The sequence below is a fragment of the Aphanothece sacrum FPU1 genome (assembly GCF_003864295.1).
In the GTDB taxonomy this organism is placed as follows: Bacteria; Cyanobacteriota; Cyanobacteriia; order Cyanobacteriales; family Microcystaceae; genus Aphanothece_B; species Aphanothece_B sacrum.
The window spans coordinates 674,617-690,804 of record NZ_BDQK01000013.1 but is presented as its reverse complement, the minus strand read 5'-3'; the positions used below and the strand labels follow the sequence as shown (position 1 = coordinate 690,804).

Below are 16,188 nucleotides of genomic sequence, written 5' to 3'. Positions count from 1 at the left end.
TTAATGCCCATCGTTACTAGACGATATACTTTTCGACTGTATCCTAATGTTGCCCAAACGTCAAAACTGTTTGAGGCAAGACGATTGCATTGCTACCTATACAATGCAGCAATTTCTCATCGAAAAACGGAATATGAAAGATTTGGGAAATCGGTGACTTATCTGCAACAACAAAATGTTTTACCTGCTTTCAAAGAAGATTGGCCAGAATACAAGGAACTCCATTCTCAAACTTTACAAGCTACCCTAAAAAGAGTTGACTTAAGTTACAACAGATTCTTTAAAGGATTATCAAAAAGACCGAAATTTCAATCCATTCGTAATTACTCAGGTTGGACTTATCCAGCTTATAGTGGTTGGAAAGCTTTGACTAATGGGAAACATGGTCAAGTTGTTCTTAATGATTTAGGGATAAATATAAGGATAAGAGGTCAAGTTCATCAGTGGGGAACTCCCACAACTTTGACGATTATTTATAAACCTTATCTTAATCAATGGTATGCCAGTTTTACGGTGAATGTAGAAGTCCCAAACTCAAAATTTGGCTCAGAGAGTACCTTAAGTTATCAATCGATTTTAGCGGTTGATTTAGGCACTCAAACAGCCTTAACTGGATATGATGGAGAAGATTTTATTGAATTAGAAAATCCGCGTTTTGTTCGTCAGTCTGAAGAAAAAGTCCAGAGATTATCTAAGAAACTAAGGAGGAAAAGAAGCCCCAATCATAACAAGAAAATTCCTGCTTCAAAACGGTGGAAAAAAGCGAGAAAGCAAGTCTCGAAGCTTCAAAGAAAAGTAGCCAATCAACGAAAGAATTGGCAGCATCAAGTAACAAGAGAAATCGCTAGTCGTTATGACATCGTTGTTACGGAAAAGCTAGAGACAAAAAACATGACCCGTAAGGCCAAAAAAGGGAGTAAACGTAAACATCAAAAACCCAGATTGAATAGGTCTATCTTAGATGTTGGCTTTGGAACTCTCAATCAACAAATCACTTATAAAGTTCAAAGTAAGGGGGGGTTAGTTATCTTTTTACCCACCAAAAAGATTAAACCTTCTCAACGCTGTCCCCAATGTGGAACTGTTCATAAACATTGGGCTGATTTGTCAAATCGTTATCATATTTGTGATAACTGTCACTTTGAAAAAGGAAGGGACAAATCGAGTGTAATGGTCATGTATAATGTGGTAACTAATCAACAAACGGGGCTAGGAACTCGCCTCGAAATCGTGGATCTCACCATCTCTACTTCTAAAACTCGTAAACATACGGGATCGATGAAGCAAATGGGGGAAATGAAGCGACAAAAGTCTCGACAAAATAATAAAAGTCTGGGGGATTTAGAAACCCCGACTTCTCAAAAGTCGGGGTAGTTCATCAGGTTCAACTTTTTCATCCAGGGTGCAGGAGTTGAACCTTATAGTTGGCGTTGCATCCCTGCGAGATTCAGAATCATCTTTGTTTAAAAAAGACGAATATGTAGCTTGATTTTTCTTTAAATTTAGGCAGGATACCATCCATCTTCAAGTATTTGTTCAAAACTAAACGGACAAGTATCCGGGAATTTGAACTCAAAACCTTTGCCTTTCCCATGACGTTCCATTAAATTAACAGCACTTAGATAAGCTTTAGGAATAGCGAACTTAATCTTTTCAGAATAATGTGGCCAATCTTCCAAGACACCATTAAGCATGAATCGGTTAGTATCTACAAAAGTTTTCCAATGGTATTTCTCAAAATCTTCGGCGTTAAAGTCGCCATAAAGTTCGAGCAAAGAACTGATCACCATGACTAACTGATGATCTATCCAATACTTTGGATAGTCTAAATCTGCCGCTAAATTTTCCCAGTCAAGTGCGTCAACATCTCGATTTTTTAAAGCGGCAATCTGTAGGTCTGACCACAGGTTGTAATCTTCTTCATATAAGTCACCTTTACGCATAAAAATCCTCATCTAATATCTGTTCAATTGTAAAAGGACAGTTTTGAGGAAACGAAGGAAGGACGTATAATTTGGCCCTTTTTGCTTTCTTATTAGCCACCTTCAAGGCCTTGCTGTAATTACTTTCAAATTGGCTCAAAAAGTAATTGTAATGCGTCTTACTTTCAAGTAAAGCCAATAAATCATCGCGGAAATTGTCAATTTCTTCCGCCCAACCATCAAGATATAATTCTCTATGGTCAGTCCAATAGCGATAAAAAAGCAAATGGGATAAAAGTCGATGAGTCAGACTGTTAATATCTCTTTTATCACTATTTCCCAAGCTTTCAATTTCCTCTATTAAATTATCCCAATCGAGGGAGTGAACGTCTCGATTCGTCAGCGCGATCGCTTGCTTTTCTAACCACAGGGCAAAATCTGTATTGTAAAGATTAGTTGTCACTTTCTCCTAACTTCCTTTTCAATGGGTTAGTTTATGAATTGATTATATAGCTTATATCGAACTCAGGTTGGCAACGCCGCATCTGTAAATATTTTTGGTGGGATGGGGAAATTGTTGCGGCGTTCCGGCGTTCCGGCGTTCCCTTTAAGACGAAAGTGAGTTAGTCTGGGCGATAGCCGAAAAATGCCAGGAACGAGACTTGAACTCGTGACACGAGGATTTTCAGTCCTCTGCTCTACCAACTGAGCTATCCCGGCGGCTTGAATTTTCATCAGTCCTTGCCAAGTATAGCAAATATTTTTGAGCATTGCAAGGGGTTGAACAAATATTTTTTCTTGACACTTTGGGGAAGTGGAAATACTCAGCAAATCTCGTTCATAATGGTTATAGTATAGCAAACAATTAATTGTGACTAAAATCTTGGATCTGAGTTAACCTTGCTAAGTCTATTACAAAAAGTTCGAGAAATTATCAGACGCTGGTGGTCGGAATTTACCCTGCAAACCAAATTGATGGCAGCAGCGACCCTAGCCGTCTCTTTACTGATGAGTGGTTTAACGTTTTGGGCCGTCAACAGTATCCAACAAGATGCCCAATTAAGTGATACTCGCTTTGGTCGAGATTTAGGTCTGTTATTATCGTCCAACGTAGCCCCCCCTGATTGCAGAGGATAATTTAACTGATGTGGCCCGTTTTTCCAGTCGTTTTTATCAGAGTACCTCTAGTATTCGTTATCTGATCTATGCGGATCAAGAGGGTAAAATTTTCTTTGGTATTCCTTATTCAGCCGCAGAAGTGCAAAATTCTCTGACTATTGAACGTCGCATTCAATTACCTGATACTGATATTGAACACACGAACTTACCTTTAGTCCGACAACATCCTAGTCCTAATGGAGAAGTAACTGATGTTTTTGTTCCTCTTAGACATAATAATAAATATCTCGGTATTTTAGCCATTGGTATTAATCCTAATCCAACGGTTGTTAATTCTTCTAATCTTACTCGTGATGTCACTATTGCTGTTTTTGTGGCTATTTGGGCTATGGTGATTCTGGGAGCTGTATTTAATGCTTTAACTATTACTCGACCCATCAAAGAATTATTAGTTGGGGTTAAAAATATTGCCACTGGAAATTTTAAACAAAGGATTAATCTTCCCCTGGGGGGAGAGTTAGGAGAATTGATTTTTAGTTTCAATGAAATGGCTGAACGGTTAGAACGCTATGAAGAACAGAATATTGAAGAATTAAGGGCAGAAAAAGCCAAATTAGAAACCCTAGTTTCTACCATTGTAGATGGGGCAATTTTACTCGATACTAATTTACAATTATTATTAGTTAATCCCAGGGCAAGACGGATGTTCGGTTGGGAAGGAAAAGATGTTATTAGCGAGAATGTGCTTGATTTATTACCCTCAGAATTAACCCGTGAACTGTCGGTTCCTTTACGACAAATAGCACAAGAAGAACAGGAGTCTGAAGAAATTGATAATAAATCTTTAGACCTTTGTGAAACTGACTCAGGGGTTTCTCCCGCAGAATTTTGTATTACCTTAACCCAACCGACTCAGCGTATTGTTCGTATTCTATTAACCCAGGTTTTCGATCAACCTAAAGAAACGTTGAAAGGTATTGCTATGACGGTACAAGATATCACTCGTGAGGTGGAATTAAATGCTGCTAAAAGTCAATTTATTAGCAATGTTTCTCATGAGTTGAGAACTCCTTTATTTAATATTAAATCTTTTATAGAGACTCTCTCTGAATTTGGAGAAGATTTAACAGAAAAAGAACGACGAGAGTTCCTAGAAACCGCTAATCATGAAACTGATCGTCTAACTCGTTTAGTTAATGATGTCTTAGATTTATCCCGTTTAGAATCTTCTAAAATTTATCATTTTCATGGGGTTGACTTACCTCAATTAGTTGAACAAATTTTACGCAGTTATCAACTTAATGCCAAAGATAAAGGATTAGAATTAGGTCAGGAACTTGAAGACAATTTACCTCTTGTTTTGGGACATTACGATCTTTTGTTACAAGTATTGACTAATTTAGTCGGGAATGCATTAAAATTTACTGTATCAGGAGGACGCATTGTCATTCGTGCTTATCGTCTCAAATATAATCCTGCTATTCCTTGTAATAAACCTTTAGTTAGGATAGAGATATCTGATACAGGAATTGGCATTGATCCTGAAGATCAAGAGGCAATTTTTGACCGTTTCTTTCGGGTTGAAAACCGAGTTCATACTTTAGAAGGAACGGGACTAGGACTGTCTATTGTTAAAAATATTATGGAAAAACATAATAGTCGCATTCATCTAATTAGTGAGGTAGGAGTAGGAACTACATTTTGGTTTGATTTAGCGGTTTATCAAGAAAATTGTTCTTCTCAAGAGTCAGTTAAGGAACTCAAAGACTTACCTCCTCAAGTTACAATTAATCCTAGTAGTTTATTATCTTGATAAGGCGATCGCTAAACTAATTACAATTAAACCTAAAACTAATAATAATCCCCGATTTCGATAACACCATCGTTGTATAATTTTAATAAGATTACTAGGGGTTAAACTAATAGTTTCTGGTGTTATTAAGGGTTGAGTCTTATCATGATAAAGGGTGCAAGTTTTGGCGTAGGGACGTTTAGAATAGTTACAGCTATCATCTTCGTCGTATAAACAGCGATCGCATAAAAATTCCTCTTTACTAGCTTGATATAAGGGAATTCCTGGATGTCCATAAGCTTTAAGAGGAGTCTTGCAATAGGGACAATTAATAGCTTGTGTATCAACAGGTTGCTGACATTTAGGACAAGTAGACATACTCAGTTAATGGGACGTATTTTTCTTTAAGATTATAATCTTTTTGTTTAATTATAAATCAGTAGAATTAATAACCTTAACTAAAGTCTGTTAATACACCATAAATTCCCCAAATAGCCATGGCCCGTAAATAATGACTTGCGCGAAAGGTTCCTACTGCGGTTATGGCTTCAGGAGTACGAAATTGTAAGCCATTTTCATACACTTGTTTGACTACTGCTTCAGTTAGTTGAAAAGCCTGATCTTTCATGTCCATTTGTAACAGAAATGCAGCTAAACCAAAATTAATTCCTGTCCAAACTTCTTGGGGATGAGTGGAATTAGGATCTTCGGGAGTTCCATCAGATTTCATCCCATTAGCAGCCCCATATTTTCCGTTTTGAAAGTTTAAGAAACAAGCTTCATAAACTTTCTTTAAAGCTGATTGTGCATAGTCATTTTCTACCACATCAGGTAACTTTAATAAACGGGCATAAAATTGACCACATAATTGATCAGCCATTACCACATCTGAGGCACTTTCGCTATCCAATTTATAGTATTCACCATTCCACAAAGTAGAGTGATAAATCGAGCGAGATTGTTCTAACCAATGACGATAATTAGTCAGATAATTATGAATAGATTCTGGATAATCTTGAGGTTTTAACTGAGGATTAATTGGGGGATAATCGAGTAATATTTTAGCAATTTTAATGGCAGCTTCTAAAGCAGCAATCCATAATCCACCACAATAAGCACTAATTCCTTTTAATTCCCAATCATCAAAAGTTTGATCCGGTGCGCCCGAATTTTCGGGGATACCATCTTCATCTAAATCAAAAGCTTTCAAATAATTTAACGTATCTGTAATAGCTTGCCAACATTCCCATAAAAACTCTGTATCTTTAGCCCCTGTTAACACATAATCTCGATAAACTAGTAAAACAAAATCGCTGCCTAAATCTTTCCAAAGATTACAATCTTGATAGCTAGTATAATTCGTTTTCTCCCAAGGATGTTCATTAGGGGCCCCTAAATCATGAGGGGTTGCTCCTTGAGCTTTACGCAATCCTTTTGCTTGATTATAACCAATAATTCTAATGGTATCATCACTGCTAGGAATTGCTCGTGCAAATGCTTCCATTACTGACTTTTCTAAACGAGGCCATAACATCAATAATCCAAAAGATCCATATAATCTGACATCTAGACTTTCATACCAACGATAATCTAAACATTCTAAGACACCAAATTGTCCAACAGGATCAGTCTCAGATGCTGCACTCCAAAGAGTTCCCCCATCAGTTAATAAGTATAATTCATTAAACAAAGCCATCTTAAACCAATCAGGTAAATCCTCCCGTTTAATAATAGGAGACTGCCATTCTTGGATTCTATCTCGCCAAACATCACCATGTTTTAAGGCAGTTCTAATCATTGCCCAAACATTCTGACCATTGCGGCCAAAAAAATCAGTATAGCGACGATAATATTGCACTCCTTGAGCGAATTCTGTGACAGGTAAATCCCAGGCTAAAATAAAGGGAATCTTACGAGTTTTTCCAGGACGAATCGTAAAACGAATAGCCATAGCTGTAGCAATTTGTTCTCCAGGTTCAGCCGGAGTTTCATCTTCTTGATCAGGTAATGAACCATTCATAGCAAAATAGTCCCAAACATCAGAACCATCACTATTAGGATTCCATTTACCCAAATAAAAAACCTCTAAACTCGGATTAGTAATACTGGCAATAGAAATTTGTCCTTCTCCTTCTTGTATTTGCTCATGGGGTTGAATTCGATTTAAAATAAAACCCACTCTGAAATTATCTTGAATCCATTGATTAAAATTGCCAGTACTATCTCCCCATCTCGGTTGATATTCGTATTCAGGACTACCATCATCTCTAACGGTAATTTCAGGGGATTTAATAGCATTAGTAAACCAACCGACAATATTTTGCCACGTGACCATAATACTCAGGGTAATAGGTTTGTCAGTGGGGTTATGGGCCGTCCATTCAAAAATTGCTAAAGGATAGCTAGTTTCTTGATAATTATTGGGAATAATAGGAGAAAATTGTTCACAGATTAATTGAGATTGAAATACCCCTTGATATTCATACCAACTACAGGGATAAAGAGCATGATAAGTGCCTTTTTCTGGAGGATACCAGGCCCAACGAGAGAGAGTTTGATCTTGAGGTGGTTCCGTACATAAAGCATAAGCTTGGGCGGTTCCATCTTCAGGCTGTTCAAAAATGCTAAACTGACAGGAAGGGAGACTGCGAAAAATGTGTTCACCCCCATCAAGATGCCATAAATTGAAGTCACCGTGAGGGGAACGGCCAATACAACCTGCCCCAAACCCACCCAGGGGCATTCCATGAGAGGGGCCATCATCTAAATTACTAGCATAGCGCACGGTGTAAGGATTATCCCATGCTTGACCGATGGGACGTTTCCAAGCGCAAGAGGGTATGTTAGGGAGAGAAAATAGAGTCTTCATGAGTTTATATTGTAATCGAAAAAAGGGGAGGAATAGCTATAAAATATATATATTATTTTAAACTGAGTATGGTCTAAGAGTTTATTATTACCTAAAGATTGTTAATATTTCCCATCAAAACAGTAAATTTATCAAATTAAATACAATGTTACGAACCAAAAGGAAAAAAAAAGCTTCTAAAAATCAAGCAGAATCTTCATCGGTTGATATTAAGCAAAAATTAGCTGAGAAACGACAGGCTAAAGAAGCTCGTCAAAAACTCATAAGTCTTATTGCATTTTCTCTATTTTTTGGAATTATTGTAGGTGTACCTGGTATCCTAATTGCTGGAATTAAAGTTGGACTTGGAATTATTATAGGAATACCAATTTTAGTTATTTCTTATAATTATCCTCGATTAGCTTTATGGAGTTTTCTAATTTATATGCCTTTTAGTGGAACTGCTACTTATTGGATTGGAGGCGGAAATTCTTTATTCCAAGTCTCTAAAGATATCTTTTATCTTCCTGCTTTAGTTGCACTTGTACAAGAGTGTCGCCGTAAAAGGAAGCCAATTATTATACCCAAAAATATAGTTCCTAGCTTGATTTTACTTTTAGTAGCTGCCCTATTAACCCTTTTCTTAGTCAATGGGATGCAGCAATTTATCATCGAATGTAATGATCCAAATTTTCAGAAATTTCTAGTAAATGCCAATGGAGACTATGTTCTTAATGCCCAAGGAGTAGTCATTAAGAATGCTTGTAAATCTGGGATTCCTTTTTTACAAGGTATATTAGGTTTAAAGGTTTTAATGGGCTATATACCTCTAATTTTTTGTGCTTATTATTTAGTAGAAGATAAGAAACAATTACTAACATTAGGAAGGTTATTAGTTACCCTAGCAATTATCTGTTGTATCCTGGGCTTAGCCCAGTATTGGATGTTGAAAACAGGACGTTGCAAAGGAACAGATCATTTGAGTGGATTGGAGTTATTTAAACCTCGTTTAGATGCAAAGTGTTTAGTTGGAGGCGCACTTCTGTATAGTCCCAGTCAAGGACAAATTCGATTACCTGGAACTTTTGTGTCACCTTGGCACTGGTCATGGTTTTTAATCGGAAATGCGGCTACTTGCTTTGCAACTACTTTTAGTGAGACTTCATTTTTCTGGCGAATGGGAGGATTAGTCGGTATAGCTTTAGTATTTCTCAATGCGGTTGTTTGTGGTCAGCGATTGGCTTTAGCTGCCGTTCCCGGAATTATTTTTCTCTTGCTAATATTAACCGGACAAATTGCTAATTTGAAGAAGTTTCTTCCTATTCTAATTGGTTTATCTGTTGTATTATTGATCGGATTTTCATTTGTTAATCCAGATTTTTTTCAAGAAAGAATTGATAGTTTAGTTGGTCGTTGGAATACGTCTCCTCCTACTGTTTTTATTCAAGAACAATTTAATTTTTCCCTAAAAAATCTTAAAGGAACTCTAAGTATTTTATTCGGTAATGGATTAGGGACTGCTACTAATTCTACTCGTATATTTGGAGATATTTCTCTGGTAGAAACCTATCACCCAAAACTCTTATTTGAAATTGGTTTTTTCGGATTAGCTGCTTTCATGATTTTCATTACTCATTTGACCTTTCTTGCTTTTAAATCTTATCGTTCTTTGAAAGATAAAAGCTTAAGGAGTTTTGCTTCTAGTTTTTGGGTATTTATGTTAATTATTGCTTATTTCCCCTATTGGTATCCTCTCGATACTGATCCGGTAGCTCTGTATTATTGGATGTTTGCTGGTATAATCTTCAAACTACCGATAATTGATCAACAAGAACAAGCTAAATTAAAAGCAGAAAAAGAATCAGCACAAGGTAACAAAAAAACTGTTATTCGTGGTCAACAAAAGCATTCTATATCGTAAAATAAAATATTAAGACTCAGCCATTTGTGTCAAATTTTTAGTCAAATTTTTATGAATTACCCAGCCATTTCTTTAATCATTCCCACTTACCGACGTGAAGAAACCCTCAAAGATACTCTTGAAGATGTCCTGAAACAAGATTATCCCAATTTTGAGGTTCTGGTTATTGATCAAACTCCGACTCATGAACCTGCTATTCAAACTTATTTAGAACAACTGGCCAATACCAATAAAATTAATTGGTTTCGAGTTAATTGGGCTAGTTTACCTGGAGCGAGAAATTATGGTGTGCGCAGAGCCAAAGGAGATATTATGTTATTTATTGATGATGATGTTCAATTACCATTAGGATATTTACAAACTCATGGTAGAATTTATCAAGAATTTCCTGAAATTGGGGCTGTTGCTGGACGGGTATTAGATCGTATGAAATTAGCTGATTCTCAAAAGATTAATAATGGCGATCTTCCTTATACTATAGACACTTTACCTCCTCAAGCAATGGACCCTGGAATTGCTTGGTATTATATTGATTTAGTTCATACTACAAAAGCACAAGAAGTCATTTCTACGCGAGGTTGTAATATGTCGTTTCGTCAAGAAATTTTTACTAAATATAATATTTGGTTTGATGAAAAATTTCGGGGAAGTGCTGTCCGAGAAGAGTCGGATTTTTGTCTACGATTACGACAAACTGGCTATAAAATTTGGTATGAACCGGAAGCTTATTTAGTTCATTTAGGAGAAGAAACAGGGGGCTGTCATGATATCAGCACTAAATCATTTCAATATCAAGTAACTTTTTATCATAATCACTTTCTTATGGCTTTAAAAAATTTAACCCTAAATCAACAATTACGTCTCTATAGTAAACTGTTTGATTGTCATGTTTTAGGTAATCCCCCTTGTAATAAAAGTGGTTCACCTATTAAAATTATGGTTAGAGGTTTTTTTTATAGTTTAGGTTTTATAGATGCTCTGAAAACTTTAGTAAAATCTAGAAATAATGATACTCAAATTTATAGCCAACAAGATGAAAAATATACGACTTATTTTGAGTAAGTTTAATTTACTCTAATATTAAATTTTGAGATACAAGCATGAAAATTTTAGTAGTTAGTCATACTTACATTGTTCCCCTAAATTGTGAGAAATTTAGAATTTTAGCTAACTTAGATCCTGAGATTGAAGTGACTATTGTTGTTCCTAAAAAATGGCAACCAGGAGGAGTACAAAATAAAATTATTGAAACTAAACCTCGAAATGAAGCTAATTTTAGAATCGTTCCTATCTCTAATTTTAGTCAAAATAACCAAGGACTATTGACATTTGGATTAGATATTATTAGCTTACTTACTCAATTTAAACCGCAAATAATTCAAGTCGAACAAGGTGTTAAATCTCTGGCTTATGCTCAGTTAATTACTCTCAATAATCTGTTAAAATTAAAGGCTAAAAATTTGTTTTTCACTTGGTGGAATCTACCCTATGAGTCTAAATTTCCTATTTCTTTGTTAGAATCTTATAATCTTAATTATACTGATGGCTTAGTGGCGGGGAATCAAGATGGGGCAGATATTTTAAAAGATCATGGATATACAAAAGCTGTTGAAGTAATGCCCCAATTAGGAGTAGATGAAACTTTATTTTCTCCTTCATCTCAACCAGAATTAGCTCAACAATTAGAAATTAAAACTGAAGATTTTGTTATTGGTTTTGTGGGTCGTTTTGTTGAAGAAAAAGGTATTTTAACTTTATTAAAAGCAGTTAGTCGTTTATCTAATTCATCCTGGAAACTATTATTATTAGGACGAGGAGAACTCAAAGAAACAATTCTTAGTGAATCCCAAAAAATGGGAATTGAACATCAAATATTAATTATTGAAAGTGTTCCCCATGATGAAGTACCTCGTTATATTAATTTAATGAATGTGTTAGTATTACCATCAGAAACAAGCAACAAATTTAAAACCTTAACTGCCGTAGGATGGAAGGAACAATTTGGTCATGTACTGATTGAAGCTATGGCTTGTAAAGTTCCGGTTATTGGTTCTAATTCTGGTGAAATTCCTCATGTTATTGGAGCATCAGGATTAATTTTTTCTGAAGGAGATTCTTTCGGTTTACAACAATGCTTAGAACAACTGATAGAAAATCCTCAATTAGCCCAAGAATTAGCAGAAAAAGGCTATCAAAGAGTGCAAAAAAAATATACTAATCAAGCTTTAGCTAAACAATTACTTAAGTTTTATCAACAACTTTTAGAAAAATAAATATCCCATAAAATCAAGATAGGGAGTGTTTATTTAATTTCTTGGTAAGAATAAAGGAAAATAGGGCGGGTTTAAGCTAATACGCATTTAAAATGCGTATTAGCAAGGCAAAAGGCAAAAAGAAAGAAAGTTGTAGCTATTTCCTTCAATTTAACCAATAAGCAGTTTAAATGCACAACAGCTTATGTAACTTCTTGCTGAGAATCAAGGAAAATAGGGCGGGTTTATTTAATTTCGGTTCTACCGGACAAGTTATGCTTTATTATTACAAATAAAGGACTTTAACTCGTTCATCGTAGGGGTCAACCACAGGAAAGATGCGGCGTTCCACGTTGACCCCTACAAAACAGGCAAGACTTGTACTGAGCGAAGACGAAGTATGCGGCGTTCCACACCTAGAATTTAGTCCACGAAGGTGGACTTTGTTTCTATAGCATAAGGCTTTAGCCTTTTATTCATTATTAATTTAGCATAGTAAATCCGGTAGAACCCAAAAACCCGCCCCTACAAAAACTCGCCCTTACGAATTTTGAGTTATTTATTTGGCACGATTACTAATTTTTGCTGAGATGTTATCAAAAACAGGATTTATCTGTTAAAATATAAACATATTAGTTTGACTGACAACAAAAAAATTATGCTAATTTTACCTGGTACAACTGTAAAAGTGATCAACTCTGATGATATTTATCATCGCTTTGAAGGATTAGTTCAGCGCGTCAGTGATGGCAAAGCCGCCGTATTATTTGAAGGAGGAAACTGGGATAAATTAATCACGTTTCAATTATCGGAAATTGAAGCAGTTGATACCACTGTAGGCAAGAAAAAATAACCTTAAGATAATTGTAGTAGGATGTTTTAGCGTAGCGTAACATACCTAAACTTCTAGGCATTGGTGCGTTACGGCATCATAAAAATTGTAATTAATGATTCAATAATAACAATTTGCCCAACGCACCCTACTACTGATCAATTTACCATTGATTTTAGCCTTAATTTCTGAATTTATCATGCGTCTTCCCCTACTCAAATTTGCCACCGATAGTCGTTCTCCTAATCATATTGCTGAGGTTATCGAAACAGCGACGACTCAATTTTTAGCCCAGTGTCTTGAACCCGAAGAACTGAGTTTTCCAGTCATGCCCCCTTTTGGCAGTTGGGTAAAATCTTTTGATGAAGAATCAGGTAATAAAATTATAGGGGTTGTGACTTATGCGACAACCTCTCCCATTGATTCAGTACATCGGGCGAGGGCTTTGGGGTTATCTTTAGCGGATTTGCGCGAACAACAACCCCAAATTTTTGCTATGCTAAAAACGGAATTTCGTACCACAATTGTCGGTTTTGAAGTACCACAAAACCTAGTCAATGGTAATGGAAATAATTTAGGGAAAGTCTATCAATATTTACCCCCTCGTCCCCCCCAAATTCATCAAGGGGTTTATCAGTGTGAACCGTCAGAAATCATTCATTTTAGCGAACAAGTTGACTTTTTAAGAATTCTTTTACAAGTTAAAGACTCTCCACCTGAAGCCCTAATCGCTGCTACAATTAGGGAAATTTATTTATTAAGAAAAGCAGATCGAGATTGGTTAGTAAAAGTCGGCAGAATTCTAAGTATTCTGCTTAAAGACGATTATGATAGACTACAATATATTTTGAGTCAAATAACACTTTAAGTATGTTATGAATATTTTATTTTGTTTTGATCAACAATACGAGCAACATTTTGGTGTCGCCCTAACTTCATTAATTTTAAATAATTCCGATACTATTATTAATCTCTATATAATAACTGATATTGCCTCAAAAAAATTACGTAAAAACTTAGGAGAACTAAACATAAATAATAAACTTAACTTCTTTGTTTTTGAAGTAACCAAAGAACAATTTGCTAACCTGAAAATTTCATCACATATTTCTGAAGCTGCTTATTATCGATTAATGGTTGGTAATATTTTACCGGACAATGTAGACAAAATCCTTTATCTAGATTCAGATCTAGTTGTTCTTAATTCTTTAACAAAACTTTATGATCTTGATATAGAAGACTATTATATCGCGGCTTATGGCAATCAATCCAACAGCTATGCTAAACAACTTAAACTTAACAATAATTTATATTTTAATTCGGGCGTTATGCTCATTAATTTGAAAAAATGGAGAGAACATAATATCGGCAATCAGTCTCTTGAATTTGCTAAAAATAACCCAGAAATGATAAAAAATTGGGATCAGGATGCTCTTAATAAAATTGTTGATGGTAATTTTTTGATACTTGGCAGTGAATGGAATTTTTTGGTAGATTTAGGTAGAGAAAAACTATATAATGAAGGCCAACGGACTAAGAATCAAACAAATCTATCTTTTTTATCAACCCTTAAGAATAACGTCAATATTATTCATTTTGTGGGTTCTTCAAAACCCTGGTTTATTTGGATTAATAATGAAAAAAAAATGGTTTATTGGTACTATCTTAAACATTCTCTTTGGTCATTATCTAAGCCTCAACTTATTTTAATTCAAATGGGATATCTAAAGAAAATTATTGTGAGAAAAATTCAAGAATATTTGAAGTAAGTAACCTGAGTTCGATATAATATCATCGCTTATAATTCCGTTACTCAGATGATTACAGGCATTTTCAGGGTTTTTATGATTCTCAACTACTGTTGATGTTGATATTGGTCAAGAATTAGTAGATTTAGGAGTTGATAAACAAGATATCGTGTTAGGATTTCAACCCTAATATATGAGGAAATATACAGATTATGCAGTTAGTTAACATTAATTAGCTGGGATTAACAGTCTTTAACCGTTCTGTAAACCGTCGTAAAACCCCATTAATAAAACGATAGCCTTCTTCATCAGAATAACGCTTAGCTAATTCTATAGCCTCATTAATCGCTACTTTCTGGGGAACATCAAGAAATAACATCTCAGCCACCGCAATGCGTAAAATATCTTGATCAATCTTCGGTAAACGACTCAAATGCCAATCTACCAACACGGATTCCAATTTTTGATCAATTTCTATGCGTCGGCGGTGAACTGCCCCAATTAATTCTAGGGCATATTGCCGCACTTCATATTGACCTGATAGATTAATCGTTTCAGGTAAATCAAGGGCAGTGGCCAAACGATTAATGGCTTTTTGAGTTAAATCTATAGCCTCTTTGATCATCGCTTTACCACTTTCGAGAGTGGTGGCCCTAGTTTCATACTTAAATAACTGATCATTGCCCCTTGTCACTTCAGCGGCCGCGGTTTCTAGAACATCATGTACCTCACTCGTCAGGGTACGAATAGCGGCTAAAACGAGATTATCTAAGTCTTGCTGTTCTAATGTTTCATCATTTCCCTTAATTTGACTTAAACTCAATAAAGCTAATTCACGAGAAGTTCGGCGAGGTTGCTGGCGAGGGGGCATAGTAATTTTCAGCTTTGTTGAGCAATATGAGGTCTAGGTCATTTCAGTTAACAGTTAACAGTTAACTGTTATCAGTTACTACCGCAAACAACTCGGTAGCTTGAAACAACGAATATTTTTATTTCTATTCTCTTGAAAGAGGAGGCTTGAAACCTTTTTTCTGGTCAAGAATAAGATTGTTTTTCAAGCCATTTCTCAATTGTAGGGTTTTGTTAAAGGAACAGGTAGAGGAGGATTAGGATTAACAATACCGCCAGAAATCAGTATTTTAAAGGCATCCTCAATGGAAATTGGCACATTAATCACATTATCTTCTGAAACAATAGCATACCATCCTGAAGTGGGATTAGGGGTAGTAGGAATAAATACACTGAGCATAGGTTGATTAAGATGAGATTGTAAAGAAGAACTGAGGGTTCCTGTTACAAACCCAATACTCCAAACCCCTTGACGGGGATATTCAACCAGAACTACCCGACGAAACTTGGTCTTAGAATCTTTAAAGAGGGTTTCTAAAATTTGTTGTAAGGTTTTGTAAACCGCCCCAGCTAAGGGTATAGACTGTAAAATTCGTTCCCCCAAATCTAAGAGCCATCTACCCGCAAAATTGCGAGCCATCAACCCAATGACCAAAATACATAATAAGGGAACCGCGAACCCCACCAATAAATTAAGACAGTAGCTAATGATCGGATCAAGACCATCAAAAGGGTTAACCTGCTTAGGAATTCGTGTCAGAAGATTGATTACCCAGTTAGCGACAGTAATAGTCAGCCAGATGGTGGTTGCCAAGGGAATAACCACCAATAACCCAGCAATCAAATCATTTTTTAGATCTTGCTTGAAGCGTTGCACAGAGGCCAAACTCTCCATACTTACCGCT

The 16,188-nt window shown here is 35.7% G+C and carries 13 protein-coding genes, 1 tRNA gene and 2 pseudogenes; 9 read left to right on the top strand and 7 right to left on the bottom strand.

Annotation, left to right across the window (positions count from 1 at the left end; genetic code table 11):
• Nucleotides 1-3: 3 nt before the first annotated feature.
• Nucleotides 4-1,374 carry an RNA-guided endonuclease InsQ/TnpB family protein gene (locus AsFPU1_RS13895; RefSeq protein WP_227873345.1) on the top strand — a complete coding sequence of 457 codons (1,371 nt, stop codon included), beginning with the start codon at nucleotides 4-6 and terminating at the stop codon, nucleotides 1,372-1,374.
• Between the two features lie 128 nt (nucleotides 1,375-1,502).
• Here AsFPU1_RS13895 and AsFPU1_RS13890 read toward each other — a convergent pair whose 3' ends face one another.
• The 3 genes from AsFPU1_RS13890 to AsFPU1_RS13880 all read right to left on the bottom strand — a co-directional run bounded on the left by AsFPU1_RS13890 (nucleotide 1,503) and on the right by AsFPU1_RS13880 (nucleotide 2,642).
• Complete coding sequence (locus tag AsFPU1_RS13890) at nucleotides 1,503-1,943, bottom strand: DUF29 domain-containing protein (RefSeq protein WP_124970770.1); 441 nt, start codon at nucleotides 1,941-1,943, stop codon at nucleotides 1,503-1,505.
• Entirely contained in the window at nucleotides 1,936-2,385 is a 450-nt protein-coding gene (locus AsFPU1_RS13885) for a DUF29 domain-containing protein (RefSeq protein WP_124970774.1), read from the bottom strand. The genes AsFPU1_RS13890 and AsFPU1_RS13885 overlap by 8 nt, the downstream gene beginning before the upstream one ends.
• Before the next feature lie 184 nt (nucleotides 2,386-2,569).
• A tRNA-Phe gene (locus AsFPU1_RS13880) sits at nucleotides 2,570-2,642 on the bottom strand.
• 180 nt (nucleotides 2,643-2,822) lie between these two features.
• Here AsFPU1_RS13880 and nblS point away from each other — a divergent pair.
• Nucleotides 2,823-4,854: pseudogene (nblS, locus tag AsFPU1_RS13875) on the top strand (two-component system sensor histidine kinase NblS).
• On the opposite strand, the gene AsFPU1_RS13870 reads toward nblS, so the two are convergent.
• The gene (locus AsFPU1_RS13870) at nucleotides 4,846-5,211 is read right to left on the bottom strand and encodes a zinc ribbon domain-containing protein (protein WP_124970780.1); all 366 of its coding nucleotides are present in this window, start codon (nucleotides 5,209-5,211) and stop codon (nucleotides 4,846-4,848) included. The pseudogene nblS and the gene AsFPU1_RS13870 sit on opposite strands and share 9 nt — an antisense overlap.
• A gap of 76 nt (nucleotides 5,212-5,287) precedes the next feature.
• Entirely contained in the window at nucleotides 5,288-7,702 is a 2,415-nt protein-coding gene (locus AsFPU1_RS13865) for a GH116 family glycosyl hydrolase (RefSeq protein ID WP_124970783.1), read from the bottom strand.
• A 145-nt stretch (nucleotides 7,703-7,847) separates the two neighbouring features.
• On the opposite strand from AsFPU1_RS13865, the gene hpsL reads away from it, so the two are divergent.
• From hpsL to AsFPU1_RS23445, 7 genes and pseudogenes are all read left to right on the top strand, one after another.
• Nucleotides 7,848-9,602 carry a hormogonium polysaccharide biosynthesis protein HpsL gene (gene hpsL, locus AsFPU1_RS13860; RefSeq protein WP_124970786.1) on the top strand — a complete coding sequence of 585 codons (1,755 nt, stop codon included), beginning with the start codon at nucleotides 7,848-7,850 and terminating at the stop codon, nucleotides 9,600-9,602.
• A gap of 51 nt (nucleotides 9,603-9,653) precedes the next feature.
• Nucleotides 9,654-10,664 carry a hormogonium polysaccharide biosynthesis glycosyltransferase HpsN gene (gene hpsN, locus AsFPU1_RS13855; protein ID WP_124970789.1) on the top strand — a complete coding sequence of 337 codons (1,011 nt, stop codon included), beginning with the start codon at nucleotides 9,654-9,656 and terminating at the stop codon, nucleotides 10,662-10,664.
• 38 nt (nucleotides 10,665-10,702) lie between these two features.
• The gene (hpsO, locus tag AsFPU1_RS13850; RefSeq protein ID WP_124970792.1) at nucleotides 10,703-11,875 is read left to right on the top strand and encodes a hormogonium polysaccharide biosynthesis glycosyltransferase HpsO; all 1,173 of its coding nucleotides are present in this window, start codon (nucleotides 10,703-10,705) and stop codon (nucleotides 11,873-11,875) included.
• A gap of 637 nt (nucleotides 11,876-12,512) precedes the next feature.
• Nucleotides 12,513-12,707, top strand: a complete 195-nt coding sequence (locus AsFPU1_RS13845) for an NAD(P)H dehydrogenase subunit NdhS (protein WP_124970795.1) — start codon at nucleotides 12,513-12,515, stop codon at nucleotides 12,705-12,707.
• A gap of 178 nt (nucleotides 12,708-12,885) precedes the next feature.
• Nucleotides 12,886-13,554: an HAS-barrel domain-containing protein gene (locus tag AsFPU1_RS13840; protein ID WP_124970798.1), complete on the top strand. Its 669-nt coding sequence runs from the start codon at nucleotides 12,886-12,888 to the stop codon at nucleotides 13,552-13,554.
• 7 nt (nucleotides 13,555-13,561) lie between these two features.
• A complete protein-coding gene (locus AsFPU1_RS13835; protein ID WP_124970801.1) occupies nucleotides 13,562-14,455 on the top strand; it encodes a glycosyltransferase family 8 protein in 894 nt (297 codons plus the stop codon).
• A gap of 100 nt (nucleotides 14,456-14,555) precedes the next feature.
• Nucleotides 14,556-14,624: pseudogene (locus tag AsFPU1_RS23445) on the top strand (hypothetical protein); the annotation flags it as partial.
• A gap of 42 nt (nucleotides 14,625-14,666) precedes the next feature.
• Here the strand turns inward: AsFPU1_RS23445 and nusB are convergent.
• Nucleotides 14,667-15,305 (bottom strand): transcription antitermination factor NusB, encoded by a 639-nt coding sequence (nusB, locus tag AsFPU1_RS13825; RefSeq protein ID WP_124970804.1) that lies wholly within the window; start codon nucleotides 15,303-15,305, stop codon nucleotides 14,667-14,669.
• 195 nt (nucleotides 15,306-15,500) lie between these two features.
• Nucleotides 15,501-16,178, bottom strand: coding sequence for a DUF502 domain-containing protein (locus AsFPU1_RS13820; RefSeq protein WP_124970807.1), 678 nt, complete (start codon nucleotides 16,176-16,178; stop codon nucleotides 15,501-15,503).
• Between the last annotated feature and the right edge of the window lie 10 nt (nucleotides 16,179-16,188).